Source organism: Pseudomonas parafulva (genome assembly GCF_002021815.1).
Classification (GTDB): domain Bacteria; phylum Pseudomonadota; class Gammaproteobacteria; order Pseudomonadales; family Pseudomonadaceae; genus Aquipseudomonas; species Aquipseudomonas parafulva_B.
Genome location: NZ_CP019952.1, coordinates 1,957,266 through 1,973,895, shown reverse-complemented (window position 1 = coordinate 1,973,895; position 16,630 = coordinate 1,957,266). Strand labels below are relative to the sequence as shown.

Below are 16,630 nucleotides of genomic sequence, written 5' to 3'. Positions count from 1 at the left end.
TCGATTGGCTTAGCGGAATTGGGCTAAGAACCGCAGGTCGTTGTCGAAGAACAAACGCAGATCGTTGACGCCATAACGCAGCATGGCCAGGCGCTCGGCACCCATGCCGAAGGCGAAGCCCTGGAATTGCTCAGGATCAATGCCCGACATGCGCAACACGTTCGGGTGCACCATGCCGCAGCCCATTACTTCCAGCCAGCCGGTCTGCTTGCACACGCGGCAGCCATTGCCCGAGCACATGACGCACTGGATATCCACTTCGGCAGACGGCTCGGTGAAGGGGAAGAACGATGGACGGAAACGCACCGCCAGTTCTTTTTCGAAGAACACGCGCAGGAATTCTTCGATGGTGCCCTTGAGGTCGGCGAAATTGATGCCACGGTCGATCAGCAGGCCTTCGACCTGGTGGAACATCGGCGAGTGGGTGATATCCGAATCGCAGCGGTAGACGCGGCCAGGACAGACAATGCGAATAGGTGGCTGGGTCGACTCCATGGTCCGCACCTGCACCGGCGAGGTGTGGGTACGCAGCAACATGTTGGCATTGAAGTAGAAGGTATCGTGCATCGCCCGGGCCGGATGGTGGCCGGGGATGTTGAGCGCTTCGAAGTTGTGATAGTCGTCTTCGACTTCAGGGCCTTCGGCAATGCCGTAGCCAATGTGCGTGAAGAACTGTTCGATGCGTTCGAGTGTACGGGTGATGGGGTGCAGGCCACCGGTGGCCTGGCCGCGGCCTGGCAGGGTCACATCAATGCATTCGGCAGCCAGACGAGCGCTGAGCTCGGCTTCTTCAAAAGCTGCCTTGCGTGCGTTCAGCACAACGGTGACGCGCTCTTTGGCGTCATTGATCAGCGCGCCCACTTTGGGCCGCTCCTCGGCTGGCAGGTTGCCCAGGGTCTTCATCACCTGGGTCAGCTCGCCCTTCTTGCCGAGATAGTTGACCCGGATCTGTTCCAGGGCATTGATGTCTTCAGCGCGCTCCACGGCCTCCAGGGCTTGGGAGACCAGCGCATCCAGGTTTTCCATGTACAGACTCCAGATACGAAAATAGGGGAAGAGCTTTGAAGGCTCTTCCCCTATCGATGACGTTCAATGCCCGGCGACGCAGGCGTCGCCGGGTGATTGTCGCGGGTACTTAAGCCAGAACGGCTTTAGCTTTCTCGACAATCGCAGCAAACGCCGCTTTTTCGTTCACTGCCAGATCGGCCAGAACCTTACGGTCGATTTCGATCGAAGCCTTTTTCAGGCCAGCAATCAAACGGCTGTAGGACAGACCGTTGGTGCGGGCACCGGCGTTGATACGAGCGATCCACAGTGCGCGGAACTGACGCTTCTTCTGGCGACGGTCGCGGTAGGCGTATTGGCCTGCCTTGATGACCGCTTGCTTGGCAACACGGAATACGCGCGAGCGTGCACCGTAGTAACCTTTAGCCAGTTTCAGAATTTTCTTGTGACGCTTACGAGCGATGACGCCACGCTTAACACGAGCCATGAGTAACTTCCTCTATCTTAACCAGAATTAACGTACGCGCAGCATGCGCTCGACTTTTGCCACGTCGGACGGGTGCAGCAAGCTGGCACCGCGCAGTTGACGCTTACGCTTGGTCGACATTTTGGTCAGGATGTGGCTCTTGAAAGCGTGCTTGTGCTTGAAGCCCGAAGCGGTCTTCAGGAAGCGCTTCGCAGCACCGCTCTTGGTTTTCATTTTTGGCATGTTGGAACTCCGCATTCGATAAAAATTACACAATAATCATCAGGCCTGCCGTGCCCGGGAGATTATTTCTTCTTTTTGGGGGCGATGACCATCATAAGCTGGCGTCCTTCCATCTTAGGATGCTGCTCGACGGAACCGTATTCGATCAGGTCAGCTTCAACCCGCTTCAACAGCTCCATGCCCAGCTCCTGGTGGGCCATCTCACGACCACGGAATCTCAGAGAGATCTTGGCCTTGTCCCCTTCGGTAAGGAAACGTACCAGGTTGCGTAGTTTTACCTGGTAATCCCCTTCTTCCGTCCCTGGACGAAACTTGATTTCTTTAATCTGGATCTGTTTCTGGTTTTTCTTGGCTTCGTTGGCCTGCTTCTTCTTCTCGAAGAGGTGCTTGCCGTAGTCCATCACCTTGCAGACGGGTGGAACCGCGTCTGCAGAGATTTCCACCAGATCCAGCTTCGCTTCTTCAGCGATACGAAGCGCTTCATCAATCGAGACGATGCCAACCTGCTCGCCGTCTGCGCCAATTAACCGAACCTCGCGGGCCGAGATATTCTCGTTGATCGGGGCCTTCGGTACAGCACGTTTATCATTTCTCATTTCACGCTTAATAGTCATTACTCCGTTGTTTGGCGACCACGCCGGGAAACCGCTTGCGTCAGGAGCTCAGCGAACTGGGCGACGGGCATGGAGCCCAGGTCAGCGCCTTCGCGAGTACGCACTGCTACGGTCTGCGTTTCGACTTCGCGGTCCCCTATAACCAAAAGGTACGGGACCTTGAGCAAAGTATGCTCACGGATTTTAAAGCCGATCTTCTCATTTCTCAAGTCCGACTTGGCACGGAAACCGCTACCATTCAGAGTTTTCTCAACCTCAAGGGCGAAATCGGCCTGTTTGTCGGTGATATTCATAATCACCGCCTGCGTTGGCGCCAGCCAGGCAGGGAATACGCCGGCGTAGTGCTCGATCAGCATGCCGATGAAGCGCTCGAACGAACCCAAAATGGCGCGGTGCAGCATGACCGGGCGCACGCGGCTGTTGTCTTCGGCAATGTAGCTGGCGTCCAGGCGCTCCGGCAGGTTCGGGTCGTACTGCAGGGTGCCGCACTGCCAGTTACGGCCAAGGCAGTCACGCAGGGTGAACTCGATCTTCGGCCCGTAGAAAGCGCCCTCCCCTGGCTGGTATTCCCACTCCAGGCCAGATTCATTCAGGGCATCGGCCAACGCTCCCTCGGCACGGTCCCACAGCTCTTCAGAGCCAACGCGCTTGGCCGGACGAGTAGACAGCTTCATGGCGATGTCGCTGAAGCCAAAGTCCTTGTAAACGTCCAGAGTCAGCCTGATGAAGTCGGCGGCTTCTTTCTTCACCTGTTCTTCGGTGCAGAAAATGTGGGCATCGTCCTGTACGAAGCCACGCACACGCATGATGCCGTGCAATGCACCAGACGGCTCATTGCGGTGGCATGCGCCAAACTCGGCCAGACGCAGCGGCAGGTCGCGGTAGCTCTTGAGCCCCTGGTTGAAGACCTGCACGTGGCACGGACAGTTCATCGGCTTGACCGCGTAGTCACGGCTCTCGGACGAGGTGGTGAACATGTTCTCGGCGTAGTTGGACCAGTGGCCGGAACGCTCCCACAGGATACGGTCGACCACTTGCGGAGTCTTGATTTCCTGATAACCGTTCTCGCGCTGAACATTACGCATGTACTGCTCGAGCACTTGGTAGACAGTCCAGCCATTGGCATGCCAGAACACCATGCCCGGTGCTTCTTCCTGCAGATGGAACAGGTCGAGTTGCTTACCGATCTTGCGATGGTCGCGCTTCTCGGCTTCTTCGATGCGCTGGATGTAGGCCGCCAGCTGCTTCTTGTCAGCCCAGGCGGTGCCGTATACCCGCTGCAACTGTTCGTTCTTGGCATCGCCGCGCCAGTAGGCGCCGGACAGCTTGGTCAGCTTGAATGCCTTGAGGAAGCGGGTGTTGGGCACGTGCGGGCCGCGGCACATGTCCACGTATTCCTCGTGGTAGTACAGGCCCATGGCCTGTTCGTTTGGCATGTCCTCGACCAGGCGCAGCTTGTAGTCTTCGCCACGGGCAGTAAACACGTCGATGACTTCGGCGCGCGGGGTCATTTTCTTGATGACGTCGTAGTCAGTATCGATCAGCTGCTGCATGCGCTTCTCGATGGCCGCCAGGTCATCCGGCGTGAAGGGCCGCTCGTAAGCGATGTCGTAGTAGAAGCCTTCGTCGATCACCGGGCCGATCACCATCTTGGCGGTCGGATACAGCTGCTTCACCGCATGGCCAACCAGGTGGGCGCACGAGTGACGAATGATCTCCAGTCCCTCTTCATCTTTGGGGGTGATGATCTGCAGGGTAGCGTCGTTCAGGATCAGGTCGCAGGCGTCGACCAGCTTGCCATCTACCTTGCCGGCAACGGTGGCCTTGGCCAGACCGGCGCCGATGGATGCGGCGACCTCGGCAACGGACACGGGGTGATCGAACGAACGTTGGCTGCCATCGGGAAGAGTAATGGTGGGCATTGGCGCCTCCTCTCCTAGTGGTGACCCCTACCAAAGGTCACGTGGGTTGGGATGAGCCAGTACAAGATCCGAACCTGCCTTCCGTTGACGGGAAGCCTGCCTCACAGTGGCAGAAGCCTTTGGGCTTGCGGGGACGAACCAGAGTGACTGGAAAGAAAATAGAACTGCAGCGGGGACGTTCTCAGCTGCAAGCCGGGCATGCTAGCACGCAGTCAGAGCCGCGCGCAGGAATATTTGGAAATTGCCACTGATGGTGAACTTCCGCGACAGCTTCCCTATCAGACGTGTGGAAACAACTACTCTTGATGAGAACTGACCCAAGGAGTAATCGGTTATGCGAGTTCCGTCTCTTCTGGCCCTGGCGGCCGCTGGCGCCCTGCTGATGCCAATGGCCGCGAACGCCGGCAACTTCCCTGCCGGCAAGGAAGGTGCCTATATGGCCCAATGCACGCAAGTTGCCGCTGGCCAGGGCGTTGATGCCGCCGCAGCGAAAAAGCACTGCGAATGTGGTGCACAAGCGATCAAGAAGAATTTCTCCGACGCTGAAATTGCTGACCTCGACAGCAAGGATGGCGTGGACGCCAAACTCATGCAAAAGGCGCAAAACGTCGTTAAACAGGCCTGCGCACCTAAAAGCTGATGTTATGTAGCTGCGCGTGTCCGGCGATAAATTGCGCTGGATCAACCTGCCACGAAGGTAAAAAGACGCGACAGCCGCAGAATTAGACTATGATGTACCGGTGCTCCGTAGCTTTGGCCGCATTGCACCACCGAAAATACTAAATGTTCTGGAGATTCACCCATGTCCAATCGCCAAACCGGCACCGTCAAATGGTTCAATGATGAAAAAGGCTATGGCTTCATCACTCCACAAGGCGGCGGCGACGACCTGTTCGTTCACTTCAAAGCCATCGAATCTGACGGATTCAAGAGCCTGAAAGAAGGCCAAACTGTTTCCTTCGTCGCCGAGCGCGGCCAGAAGGGCATGCAGGCTGCGCAGGTTCGTTCGGAGTAATTCGGACAGCCGTAAAAAAACCCGCCCCCGTGGCGGGTTTTTTTGAGTTGGCTTTGACAGCTCAACGCGCACAGGGCACTGATGCCCTCCATACGCGAGGCAAATCTTAGCCGCAGTTAACGCGTGTTACACGCCCTTGCTCATCGACATTCAAGTTCAGCCGCTCCGAGCGGTATTCCAGGGTGACCACATCGTGGGGTTTGAGTATGCGCGCCATTTGCGAGCCGCTCGCCTTGCGGGCCTGCTCCAGCAGCTCTGCACTACCCATCTTGCCCACTGCAAAATCAGCGCCGCTGGCCTGGCAGCGACCATCATCGCCCGCAGGTGCCTCAGGCACTTGACCGCCACTGGAGTCGCCACCAGTGCTGCAGCCTGCCAGGACAGCAGCCACCGCCAGGGTCGCCAGATAAGCACGGGTACGTAACATTAAGCCTCCTAGATCATTTGGGAACTGCCTGATCCGACAGCCCCACCCTAAATTCGTTGCAAAACTCGCCAAGTCTGCACCATCCCGGCGGCTGATGGGGGAAGACAATCGTGACCGAATTTTACCATTCGGCCCACACGCCGCTTGGTTTGGCCTGCAAAGTCATGATTTACTTTAAGAAGTGAAGGCATAGTGCCTGCTACGAATACCCGGTTTGGTCATTCGTTCTTTCATCCCGCGCCGCAAGCGAGAGCTTTTCATGAGCACCCACAGCATCGATGCCGACATCAAGGTCAAATGGGCCGAGGGCCAGAGCGCCTATAGCCCCAGCACCCCGGAGGAGCTGCTGCTGATCGCCATCGACCTCCTGGTACGTGACCGCGGCGCAGAAGCAGCGCGCGGCTTCATCGACCAGGTGGTCGAACGGTATGCACCACGCCCTGCTACTTTAAACGCGCCAACCGCTCGCTGAGCAGGTCGAACAGCCCCTGAGCATCCCCCTCCTCCACCCACATGACATTGGCCGGTTGCTTGAGCACCCCGTACCAATCAGCCACGGTCTGGCCGAAGGTAGGGCCCTCGCGGGTATCGATTGACATGTGAATGCGCCGGCCGCTGAACTGCTGGGGTCTGAGCAGATAGGCAATGACGCTGGCGTCATGCACCGGGCCGCCGGGCATCCCGTACAACGCCATGTCATGGGTGATGTAGGCATTGAGGATATCCACCACACGCTTGCTGGCCTGCGTATTGACGCCAGCCAGTTGCTTGAGCCGTGCTTCGCTGGTCAACAGCTTATGGGTCACATCCAGGGGCAGGTAGGTCAACGGCACGCCACTTGCCAGCACCACAGCGGCCGCGTGCGGGTCGGCATACAGGTTGAACTCGGCCACAGGCGTGATGTTGCCACCGTTAAAGTGAGCCCCGCCCATCACCACCACTTCCTTGATGCCCTGAGCGATCTCCGGGCGCTGTATCAAGGCCAGGGCCAGGTTGGTCTGCGGACCGAGCATGGCCAGGGTCACGCTGTGTGGCGGCGCCGCACCTAGGGTGTCGACCAGGTACTGAACAGCGTTGCCGCTCGCCAAAGGCTGCTTGGGTTCATGCACTTCAACCCCAGTGACGCCTTCTTCGCCGTGCACTTCAGCCGCGTAGATCGGGGCGCGCACCAAGGGGCGACCCGCACCGGCGTATACCGGGACATCCTCGCGACCGGCCCACTCACGGGCTAGGCGAGCGTTACGTGCGGTCTTCTCCAGGCGCACATTGCCGGCGACTGTCGTGATGGCACGAATTTTCAGCTCATCAGGCGAGGCCATGGCCAGGAACAGGGCCACCAGATCGTCAGCCCCCGGATCGGTGTCGATGATCAGGTCGATAGGTGCCGCTTGTATGGCAGACGCTGCAGCCATGAGTGCGAGTCCTTGAAGCAGGGGTTTTAGCATGACGAGGGCACTCCTGTTGCCAGTGGATATCGAGTAAGGACCGTCGGTGTCAGAAGGTTACACCGGACACCAGGGCGATGTTGCTGTAAGGCTGGCACTCGCCCGTGCGCACCATGGCCCGGGCCTTGCGCGACAGCATCTTGAACGCTTCGTGGGGCATGTATTCACGCTCGCCCAGCGTGTCGCTCAGGCGCTCGATTTCTGCAAACGCCGGCGGCTCCACGGTTTGTATCTCTTCAGCCAGCACGTGCCGCTCGACCTGCAGCTCGCTCAGGACGCACCGCAGCACACTGGCAAAATCAGGCAGCCCTGGGGTGACAGCCAAGTCGATCAGCTCCACGCTGTGCGGTACGGGCAACCCGGCATCGCCGATGATCAGGATGTCGCCATGGCCCATGCTGGCAATGGCCCGAGACAGTGCAATGTTCAGCAGCGGCGTCTTCTTCATGGCAGCAGCTCCGCGAGCCTGGGGATGGAAGGTTGCGCGCCGGCCCGGGTCACCGACAGGGCAGCCGCCCGTTGCCCGAAGCGGATTGCCTCGCCCTCCTCCAGGCCCTGCACCAACCCCGCCGCAAAGCCTCCGATGAAGGTGTCCCCTGCAGCGGTGGTGTCCAAGGCTTTTACCACGGGTGCCGGATAATGCTGGTGGCCATCGGGCGTGATCAGCAAGGCACCTTGGGCGCCGAGGGTAATGATCACTTTGCCAGCTCCCAGCGCGAGCAGGCGCGTGCCTGCCAGTAAAGCGCTGGCCTGATCATGCACGGCAACACCGGTCAACGCCTCGGCCTCGCTTTCGTTGGGCGTGAGGTAGTCGACATGGTTGAACCATTCGGCGGGCAGCGGCCCTGTTGCTGGCGCTGGGTTGAGTATCACCCGTTTGCCGAGCTGACGGCCTCTGGCCAAGGTCCAGGCCACGGTAGGCAATGGCACTTCAAGTTGGCAGATGATCACCTGCGCCGCCTGCAGCAAGCCGTCGAAGCGCGCTACGGCGTCGGGTACCAGCAACCCATTGCCCCCAGGCACAATGACGATGCAGTTCTGGCTGGCCGCGTCGACGGTGATCATCGCCACCCCCGTGGACACGCCGGCGCAGGTGACCACGCCCTGACAGTCAATGCCTTCCACTTCCAGGGCATTGCGCAATTGCAAACCGTAGGCGTCGTCGCCGACGCAGCCGATCATTGCCGCGCTGGCGCCCAGCCGCGCGACCGCCACGGCCTGGTTGGCACCCTTGCCTCCGGCAGCGGTGAAGAAGGTATCGCCGGCCAATGTCTCGCCAGGCCGTGGCAGGCGCTGAGCGCGCGCTACCAGGTCCATGTTGAGGCTGCCGACTACCACGACCTTGGCACTCATGCGGTTTCCTTAGCGGTAATCGTTGAACAGATCCGGGCGCGGCCCGGTGGACTCGCGCAATACGATGCGCGGGGTGACGATGCGCTGCTGCGCCGAGCTATTGCGAGGCTGAGCGATACGCGCCAGCAGCAGCGCCGCAGCGCTCTCGCCAAGCTCGCGGATGGACTGCCCCACAGTGGTCAAGGGTGGGTAGACGTAGCGGCTCAGCTCGATGTCGTCGAAGCCGATCACCGACAGCGCACCCGGCACGTCGATGTGGCGCTCGGCCGCTGCGCGCAATACGCCGAACCCGATCATGTCGTTGCCCGCAAAAATGGCCGTCGGCCGCGGCCCTGCCAGCAGCTCGGCAGCTGCAGCGTGACCGCCTGGGCTGGTGAAGTCACAATGGCGCACACGCTCAGGGGCCACGGTGACGCCCGCCTCGGCCAAGGCTCGACGAAAACCGCCCAGGCGCATCTGCGTCACCCCGGTTTCTGCTGGCCCACCGATGTAGGCGATATCCCGATGGCCAAGCTCCAACAGATGGCGCGTAGCCAGGTAGGCGCCCAGCTCATGATCGATCCGCACCAGATCGGCATCGACGCCTTCGAGCTCTCGGTCCACGATGACCATGGGTGTGCGCACCTCTGCCAGGCTTTGCAACAAGTCGTCATCCTGCCCTACCGACCCGACCACCAGCCCATCGATGCGCTTTTCCAACAGCACCCGCAGGTAATTACGCTGCTTTTGAGGGTCGTCGTCGGAATTGCACAGGATCACGCAATAGCCATTGCGCTCGCACGCGTCTTCAATGCCGCGGGCCAGCTCGGCGAAATAGGGGTTGACGCTATTGGGCACAAGCAAGCCGATGGTGGCCGTGCTGCGTGCCTTGAGCGACCGCGCGACGGCGCTGGGCACGTAGTCAAGCTCCCGTATGGCGGCCTCGACTTTGAGCCGAACAGGCTCGCTCACCGGCCGCGTTTTGTTCAACACGTGGGACACGGTGGTGTAAGAAATCCCCGCCAGGGCCGCGACGTCTTTGATGGTTGCCATGGTTCAGTTCCGCCGGGCTGCGCGCCGGCTGCGATAAGTGTCGAGCACCACGGCAATGACGATCACAGCGCCGGTAATGATGCGTTTGGTTGGCTCGCTGGCACCGATCTGCGCAAGGCCCGCTGCCAGCACGGAAATGATGAGCACGCCAAAAAAGGTGCTGATGACCGAGCCACGCCCACCCATCAGGCTGGTACCGCCGATCACGACGGCGGCAATCACCTGCAACTCCAGGCCGGAGCCCGCATTGGGGTCGGCCGCCTCCAGGCGCGACACCTGAAACAACGCAGCCAGGCCAGCCAGCAGCCCCATCAGGACGAAGACCAGTACCTTGTAGGGGCGCGGGTCGATACCAGCCAGGCGCACGGCTTCTTCATTGGTGCCGATCCCGATCAGGTAGCGCCCGAATACGGTACGGGTGAGCACCAGGTGAGCGATTACGATCACCAGCAAGGCGATGATGAACGCGGGTGATATACCGAAGGCTATCGGGTTGGAGAACCAGGCATAGGCATCGCCGATGTAGGCCGTGCGCGAATCGGTGAACTGGTAGGCCAGGCCGCGGGCCATTTCCAGCACGCCCAACGAGACGATGAACGAAGGGATGCGCCAGGCCACGGTGACGACGCCGGTAACGCTGCCAGCCAATGCGGCCACCGCCATGCCCAGCAGTGCAGCCGGCACGATGCTCCAGCCCCAGCCAAGAATCGCAACGCTGACTGTCGATGCGGCCAGGGCCAGCACCGAACCGACCGACAGGTCGATGCCGCCGATGATCAGCACGAACGTCATGCCCACGGCCAATACCATCAAGTCAGGTATCTGGTTGGCCAGGGTACTGAACGTACCGTATGACCAGAAATGGCTGCTCAGCATCGAGAACAGCACGATCATCGCCAGCAAGGCGCCGGCCAGCCCCAGGTAAGTACCAAGGCCCAAGTAGGTGCCGCTGCGGCGTGCCGGGGCAGCGCTTTGGTTTTCGAGCGGTGTGGTTTTCATGCGTCCATCCTGGGGGCTGCAGGGTGCAGCAGTGCGTCACGTTTCTGATAGCCGGCGAAGGCTGCCGCCAGCAACTGGTCCTGGGTCCAGTGGTCACGTTCGAAGGTGTCGATCAACCGACCGGCAGACAAGACCGCAATGCGGTCGCAGATCAGCATCAACTCGCGCAGATCGCTGGAGACCACGACCAGGGCCTTGCCCTGCCGAGCGAGTTCGGCGAGCAAACCGTAGATGTCGAACTTGGCACCGACATCGATGCCGCGCGTAGGCTCGTCGAACAGCAAGACCCGGCAATCGCGCTCGAGCCAGCGGCCGATCACCACCTTCTGCTGATTACCACCAGACAGCTCGCCGACCACTTGATCAGCGCCGGCACTGCGAATGCGCATGGCCTGTATTTGCCGCTCGGCCAAGTCGCGTTCGGCTTGGCGGTCCAGGACGCCAGCCCGCGACACCGCACCCAGGTTGCCCAAGGCGATGTTGGCGCTGATCGACTGGCTCAACAGCAGGCCTTCGCCTTTGCGATCTTCGGTGATCAGGGCAATACCCGCGTTGACGGCGGACTTTGGCGAATCGATGGTGACGGGCAGCGGCGGCTGGCCTAGGGCAATGCTACCGCTGTCGGCGCGGTCGGCGCCGTAGATCAACCGCAGAAGCTCGGTACGGCCCGCGCCGATCAGCCCGGAGATACCGAAGATCTCCCCAGCACGGACTTCAAAGGATACCTCCCGCACCTTCTCGCCCCGGCTGAGCTTGTCCACCCTGAGCAGTGGACCACCTAATGAGCGGCGGCCCAGGTCGATGTGTTCGCCCAGTTCACGCCCAACCATCAGGTTGACCAACTCGGCGCTGCTGTAGCGCTGGATCGGTTCGTCGCATACCAGCCTGCCATCGCGCAGCACGACGATACGTTGAGCGACGCGCTGCAGTTCTTCGAGCCGATGGGAGATATAGACGATAGCCACCCCCCGGGCGCGCAAGCGCTCGATCTGGGTGAACAGCAATTCCACCTCGCGCGCGGTCAGCATGGCGGTGGGCTCATCGAAGATCAGCACGTGACAATCTCCGATCAGGTTGCGGGCAATCTCGACCGTTTGCTGGTGACCGATGCCCAACTCTCCGACCGGGATATCGGGGTCAATGGCCTCCAGCCCCACCTGGGCCATGGCATCGACGGCCATCTGGCGCAGGCGCTTCTGGCTGATCCAGCCGAGGCGGCTGGGCAGGTTGTCCAGAAACAGGTTTTCTGCCACGGTCAGGGTGGGCAACAGGTTCAGTTCCTGCATCACCATGCGCACGCCGAGGCGCTCGGCCTCGCGGCGACTGGCCGGCGCATAGGCCTGCCCGCGGTAGAGCATGTGCCCGGCAGTGGGGGTTTCCAGGCCGCTGATCAACTTGGACAAGGTGCTCTTGCCAGCGCCGTTTTCGCCAGTCAAGGCCAGCACCTCGCCGGCACGCAGCTCCAGGCTCACCTCGCCCAGCACCGGCTGGGCGTACGTCTTGCCGAGGCCGCTGGCAGCCAGGACCACGTCATGGGCCGATGCGGACATCGCCGTGTCTCCTGGCAGCATCAAGGTTGCTTCGTAATCAGTTCGACCGGGGTCTGGATGACGTTATCGGCATCCACATCCGGCTTCTCGCCCTTGACCATTTTCAGCGCGGCCTGGATACCGAAAACGGCTTGCTGACTGGCTGCCTGATCAAGCGTGGCCAGTACGCGGCCGTCGGCAATCATGGGCTTGATGGCATTGATGTTATCGTAACCGACCACCTGCACCTGGCCAGCCTTGCCAGCCGCGCGCACGGCCGAGACCGCGCCCAGGGCCATGCTGTCGTTGCCTGCCAGCAATGCCTTGAGGTCAGGGTATTCGTTAAGCATGGACGCGGCGACGGCATTGCCTTTGTCGATTTCCCAATTGCCGCTCTGCGTGGAGACGATCTTGATCTGTGCAGCGTCCATCGCATCCTTGAAGCCTGCGGTACGCTGTTGGGCATTGGTCGTGGTCGGCACGCCTTCGATGATGCCCACCTGATCGCCCGCCTTGAGTTTTTCCGTGGCCAAGTATTCGCCCACCAGGCGAGCGCCCTTGCGGTTGTCAGGGCCTACAAAGGGTACGCTGATGCCTTTACTCTTGAGCAGCTCGGGGTCAAGTCGGTTGTCGATGTTGATTACCACCACACCCTTGTCCATCGCTTTTTTCACAGCTGAGACCAAGGCTTTGGAGTCTGCCGGCGCGATCACCAGCGCCTTGGCACCGGCGTTGACCATCTGCTCGACGATGCGGATCTGCTCGCCTGTGTCGGTCTCGTTCTTGATGCCGTTGGCAACCAGGTCGAATTCGCCTGCGTGGGTTTGCTGGTAGGCCTTGGCACCGTCTTCCATGGTGCGGAAAAACTCATTGGCCAATGATTTCATGACCAACGCCACCTTGGGCTTGTCTTCGGCATGAGCCGCCGAAAATGGCATGGCGATGGACAAGGACGAAAGAACAGCGACGGCCAGCAAGCGGCCTCGGAACGGCAGTTTCATGGGCGATGACTCCGAATCTTGTTTTTTTATCGGAAAGCAAACGTTTGCGCTAAGTAACTATGCGAACGCGCCAAGCGTTTGTCAAATACCTACAGCTGAATTCCGAGCGAGATTATCCGTAAATTTCCGGATAACCGAATACGTTTTCCTACCAATATTCGGGTTTTCGAATGAAATACTTCCGGCCCAAATTGCGCACGTCATTCGACGCCTCCAACAAGACGTCACCCTCCTCAACGCACGCGGTAGGATTGAACCTGCCTGAACGCTCTGTCACGAGCTGTTACAGAGGCTATTGGCGATCTGGTACGGAACATGCCTTAGCGACTGCGCGACGCACTAAAAACCATCTCATTAGGAAGAGAGCACAAAAACGATGAATGCCGCACTGAAATCCTTTGCCCCCAGCGTACTCGCCCTGCTGCTGATCCTGCCCGCTACGGTTTCGGCCGATCAAGCCAAGTCCCAGCAAAAGCTCGCCAACGTGGTCATCCTGGCGACCGGCGGCACGATTGCCGGGGCCGGTGCCAGCGCCGCCAATAGCGCTACTTACCAGGCCGCCAAGTTGGGCGTCGACAAACTGATCGCCGGCGTGCCTGAACTGGCAGACCTGGCCAACGTGCGTGGCGAACAGGTCATGCAGATCGCCTCCGAGAGCATCTCTAACGACGATCTGCTCAAGCTGGGCAAGCGGGTGGCTGAGCTGGCCGACAGCAAGGACGTGGATGGCATCGTCATCACCCACGGTACCGATACCTTGGAAGAAACCGCCTACTTCCTGAACTTGGTCGAGAAAACCGACAAGCCTATCGTGGTCGTCGGCTCCATGCGCCCCGGCACCGCCATGTCGGCAGACGGCATGCTCAACCTGTACAACGCCGTCGCCGTCGCCAGCGACAAGCAGTCGCGTGGCAAGGGCGTGCTGGTGACGCTCAATGACGAAATCCAGTCGGGCCGTGACGTCAGCAAGTCCGTGAACATCAAGACCGAGGCCTTCAAGAGCGCTTGGGGCCCGATGGGCATGGTCGTGGAAGGCAAGTCCTACTGGTTCCGCCTGCCAGCCAAGCGCCACACCCTGAATTCGGAATTCGACATCAAGCAGATCAGCAGCCTGCCTCAGGTGGACATTGCCTATGGCTACGGGAACGTGACTGATACCGCCTACAAGGCGTTGGCACAGAACGGCGCCAAGGCGCTGATTCACGCAGGTACCGGCAACGGTTCGGTGTCTTCGCGCGTGGTGCCTGCACTGCAGGAGCTGCGCAAGAACGGCGTGCAGATCATTCGCTCTTCCCACGTCAACCAGGGCGGTTTCGTGCTGCGCAACGCCGAACAGCCTGACGACAAGAACGATTGGGTAGTGGCCCATGACCTGAACCCGCAGAAAGCGCGCATCCTGGCCATGGTCGCCATGACCAAGACCCAGGACAGCAAGGAGCTGCAGCGGATTTTCTGGGAATACTGATCCCATCAACGCTGGAGCCGATCATCGGCTTCAGCGTTACCAGGCACCCTATCTGAACTGATATTCCAAGCCAGCACCGGCGTACCATGAACGCCCCGGGGCTGCCTCGTAATAGCGTTTGTTGCTGTCACCGACAATCACCGAACCCACGTACTGACGGTCGAACAGGTTGTCCAGGCGCACCAGCTGATGGAACGTCCAAGGGCCGACCTGTTGCTCGAAGCGCGTGCGCCAGTTGAACACAGCATAGGCGGGCGCAGCTTTCTGCTGGTTGCTGTCCTCAACGAACACCTTGCTGCGGTACTGCCCCTCGAACCCCATGCTGACCGACGTGGTGGGTTTCCACACCACTTCTGCATACAGGTTGTCTCGCGGCACACCTGGCAAGCGGTTGCCACTGTCGATGACTTGTCCGCCTTGCTTGAAGTCGTCGGCATAGCGAGCGTCGGTATGGGTGTACACCCAAGTGGTCTGCCAGCGCTCGGCAAGGTCGCTCTGTAAGCTGGCTTCGAAACCACGGCGCACGGTCTGCCCGGCATTGTGGTAACTGGTGCGACCGTTGGTGGCATTATCGACCACGATTTCGTTATCCGTACGGATCTCGAACAGGGCTGCGTTCAGCCGCGTGGCGGCGCCCAGGCGATATTTCACCCCTAGCTCATATTGCTTGCTGGTGGCAGGTTCCAGCCCGAAGTTGAAGCTTTCCTGCAAGCCTGGCGCATAGGCCATTTCGGCCTGTGTAGGCGTTTCGAAGCCCTTTCCTAGGCTGGCGTAGCCACGCAGATCAGGCGTGAAGGCATACATCACAGACAGCGTCGGGTTGGCCTGCTGATACCGCTTGGCACCGCTGGCGTCACCGTTTTCCAGATAGTGGTCATCGACCTTCATCTTCATAGTGCTGTAGCGCACACCCAGCTCGCTGGTCCAGTTGCCAATTTCCCAGCGCGCCTGCACATACGGGTCGAGGCTGGTAGCGATGTCTTTCTCGTCGCGCTTGAGCTCGCCCTTGACCCCAAGTTGGTCGCCACGGAAGTTCTGGTAGCCCCTGCGGTCATCCGTACTCTGGTCGTAGTCGGCACCCACGGTGAACGTGAAATGCCCAGGCACGGCCAGTACCGGCTGAATCCAGCGCAGCGTACCGCCGTGAAACTCGCGGTCAAAATCGACCACACCGCCACCGCGCTGGCTGTTGGAAGCGACCTGCCGAGGAATCGACAGGTACTGCACCACGCTCCGGCGCCCTGCGTAGAGATTGAACTGAAGGGTAGCGTCGCCTACGTAGCGTTCGTAGTTCATGCCCACCTGTTGGTGGTCGATACTCTTGCGCGTGTTGTAGGCCCTTGCGCCATCAGCGACCGAACGTGGGTCGTGCTTGTAGCTGGACCAAAGCTGACCCAGCGGGTCTTGCGTGTTGTTCTGTTCCAGGCTGCTGTAAATCAGCGCCAGGCGTGAATCGGCGTCCGGCTTGATGTGCACCTTGGCGAACGTCTGGTCGCGCTTGGCCGCGCTATGGTCACGGTAACCATCGGTGTCCATACGCGAAGCATCCAGCACGAAACCACCGATCTCGTTGCCCCCTTGCGCCGACAGGTGGTGCTTGCTGAAGCCATCGCTGCCAAATGTTGTTTCGGCACCAAGGCGAGCCGGCCCTTCCCCATCACGGCTGAACATCTGGATGACACCGCCAGCGTTGCTGCCATACAGCGTAGCGGCCGGGCCACGCAGTACCTCGATGCGGTCGGCCACATCCAGGTTCAGCGTGGCTGCCTGACCCTGTCCGTCTGGGGTGCTGGCGGGGATACCATCGCTGAGCAGCTTGATACCGCGCACGCCAAATGCAGAGCGAGCACCAAAGCCACGTGACGATATCTGTAGGTCCTGGGCATAGTTCTGGCGATTCTGTACTACGAGGCCAGGGACTTTGGTCAGGACCTCTGACAAGTTGACGCCAAGTTGGCCATCCGTGCCATTGGACAGGTCGACCGTGTCCACCGAAAACGGCAGGTCAAAGCTGCTGGTAGGGGCGTAGGCGCCGGTGACGACCATCGGATCGATAACGATCGCGGTCGACGGGTCGGCCCAGGCCTCAGTGTGAGCAGTAACAGCACCGACAA

Annotated in this window: 18 protein-coding genes; 4 read left to right on the top strand and 14 right to left on the bottom strand. The window is 60.2% G+C overall.

The annotated features are described in order from the left end of the window. Window positions 1-9: 9 nt before the first annotated feature. The 5 genes from pheS to thrS all read right to left on the bottom strand — a co-directional run bounded on the left by pheS (window position 10) and on the right by thrS (window position 4,250). A complete protein-coding gene (gene pheS, locus B2J77_RS08810; protein WP_058603341.1) occupies window positions 10-1,026 on the bottom strand; it encodes a phenylalanine--tRNA ligase subunit alpha in 1,017 nt (338 codons plus the stop codon). A gap of 109 nt (window positions 1,027-1,135) precedes the next feature. Beyond that, complete coding sequence (gene rplT / locus B2J77_RS08805; RefSeq protein WP_003250671.1) at window positions 1,136-1,492, bottom strand: 50S ribosomal protein L20; 357 nt, start codon at window positions 1,490-1,492, stop codon at window positions 1,136-1,138. 27 nt (window positions 1,493-1,519) lie between these two features. Further along, window positions 1,520-1,714, bottom strand: coding sequence for a 50S ribosomal protein L35 (rpmI, locus tag B2J77_RS08800; RefSeq protein ID WP_003250667.1), 195 nt, complete (start codon window positions 1,712-1,714; stop codon window positions 1,520-1,522). A gap of 62 nt (window positions 1,715-1,776) precedes the next feature. Continuing rightward, a complete protein-coding gene (gene infC / locus B2J77_RS08795; protein WP_178091251.1) occupies window positions 1,777-2,328 on the bottom strand; it encodes a translation initiation factor IF-3 in 552 nt (183 codons plus the stop codon). After that, complete coding sequence (gene thrS, locus B2J77_RS08790; RefSeq protein ID WP_058637781.1) at window positions 2,328-4,250, bottom strand: threonine--tRNA ligase; 1,923 nt, start codon at window positions 4,248-4,250, stop codon at window positions 2,328-2,330. Before thrS ends, infC begins: the two co-directional genes overlap by 1 nt. A gap of 334 nt (window positions 4,251-4,584) precedes the next feature. Here thrS and B2J77_RS08785 point away from each other — a divergent pair, with 334 nt between their 5' ends. Beyond that, window positions 4,585-4,890, top strand: coding sequence for a hypothetical protein (locus tag B2J77_RS08785; protein WP_058637782.1), 306 nt, complete (start codon window positions 4,585-4,587; stop codon window positions 4,888-4,890). A 162-nt stretch (window positions 4,891-5,052) separates the two neighbouring features. Continuing rightward, window positions 5,053-5,265: a cold-shock protein gene (locus tag B2J77_RS08780; RefSeq protein WP_058637783.1), complete on the top strand. Its 213-nt coding sequence runs from the start codon at window positions 5,053-5,055 to the stop codon at window positions 5,263-5,265. Window positions 5,266-5,371: 106 nt separating this feature from the next. Here the strand turns inward: B2J77_RS08780 and B2J77_RS08775 are convergent, their stop codons facing one another. Continuing rightward, window positions 5,372-5,692 carry an I78 family peptidase inhibitor gene (locus B2J77_RS08775; RefSeq protein ID WP_058637784.1) on the bottom strand — a complete coding sequence of 107 codons (321 nt, stop codon included), beginning with the start codon at window positions 5,690-5,692 and terminating at the stop codon, window positions 5,372-5,374. A gap of 259 nt (window positions 5,693-5,951) precedes the next feature. Between B2J77_RS08775 and B2J77_RS08770 the strand changes: the two genes are divergently transcribed. Further along, on the top strand, window positions 5,952-6,164 hold the full coding sequence (locus B2J77_RS08770; protein WP_058637785.1) for a hypothetical protein: 213 nt from the start codon (window positions 5,952-5,954) through the stop codon (window positions 6,162-6,164). On the opposite strand, the gene B2J77_RS08765 is transcribed toward B2J77_RS08770, so the two are convergent. From B2J77_RS08765 to B2J77_RS08735, 7 genes are read right to left on the bottom strand one after another with little or no spacing between them, the layout of a single operon-like run. After that, window positions 6,136-7,137: a nucleoside hydrolase gene (locus B2J77_RS08765; protein ID WP_058637786.1), complete on the bottom strand. Its 1,002-nt coding sequence runs from the start codon at window positions 7,135-7,137 to the stop codon at window positions 6,136-6,138. The two genes, B2J77_RS08770 and B2J77_RS08765, sit on opposite strands and share 29 nt — an antisense overlap. Window positions 7,138-7,186: 49 nt before the next feature. Next, the gene (gene rbsD / locus B2J77_RS08760) at window positions 7,187-7,585 is read right to left on the bottom strand and encodes a D-ribose pyranase (protein WP_058637787.1); all 399 of its coding nucleotides are present in this window, start codon (window positions 7,583-7,585) and stop codon (window positions 7,187-7,189) included. Then, window positions 7,582-8,490 carry a ribokinase gene (rbsK, locus tag B2J77_RS08755; RefSeq protein ID WP_058637788.1) on the bottom strand — a complete coding sequence of 303 codons (909 nt, stop codon included), beginning with the start codon at window positions 8,488-8,490 and terminating at the stop codon, window positions 7,582-7,584. Before rbsK ends, rbsD begins: the two co-directional genes overlap by 4 nt. Window positions 8,491-8,499: 9 nt before the next feature. After that, a complete protein-coding gene (locus tag B2J77_RS08750) occupies window positions 8,500-9,522 on the bottom strand; it encodes a LacI family DNA-binding transcriptional regulator (RefSeq protein WP_078478397.1) in 1,023 nt (340 codons plus the stop codon). Between the two features lie 3 nt (window positions 9,523-9,525). Further along, on the bottom strand, window positions 9,526-10,521 hold the full coding sequence (locus B2J77_RS08745) for an ABC transporter permease (protein ID WP_078478396.1): 996 nt from the start codon (window positions 10,519-10,521) through the stop codon (window positions 9,526-9,528). Continuing rightward, complete coding sequence (locus B2J77_RS08740) at window positions 10,518-12,071, bottom strand: sugar ABC transporter ATP-binding protein (protein ID WP_078478395.1); 1,554 nt, start codon at window positions 12,069-12,071, stop codon at window positions 10,518-10,520. Before B2J77_RS08740 ends, B2J77_RS08745 begins: the two co-directional genes overlap by 4 nt. A gap of 20 nt (window positions 12,072-12,091) precedes the next feature. Further along, the gene (locus B2J77_RS08735) at window positions 12,092-13,051 is read right to left on the bottom strand and encodes a sugar ABC transporter substrate-binding protein (protein WP_078478394.1); all 960 of its coding nucleotides are present in this window, start codon (window positions 13,049-13,051) and stop codon (window positions 12,092-12,094) included. 376 nt (window positions 13,052-13,427) lie between these two features. Between B2J77_RS08735 and B2J77_RS08730 the strand changes: the two genes are divergently transcribed. Continuing rightward, window positions 13,428-14,516 carry an asparaginase gene (locus B2J77_RS08730; protein ID WP_078478393.1) on the top strand — a complete coding sequence of 363 codons (1,089 nt, stop codon included), beginning with the start codon at window positions 13,428-13,430 and terminating at the stop codon, window positions 14,514-14,516. Between the two features lie 48 nt (window positions 14,517-14,564). On the opposite strand, the gene B2J77_RS08725 is transcribed toward B2J77_RS08730, so the two are convergent. Beyond that, entirely contained in the window at window positions 14,565-16,562 is a 1,998-nt protein-coding gene (locus B2J77_RS08725) for a TonB-dependent receptor family protein (RefSeq protein WP_228385184.1), read from the bottom strand. Window positions 16,563-16,630 lie beyond the last annotated feature (68 nt).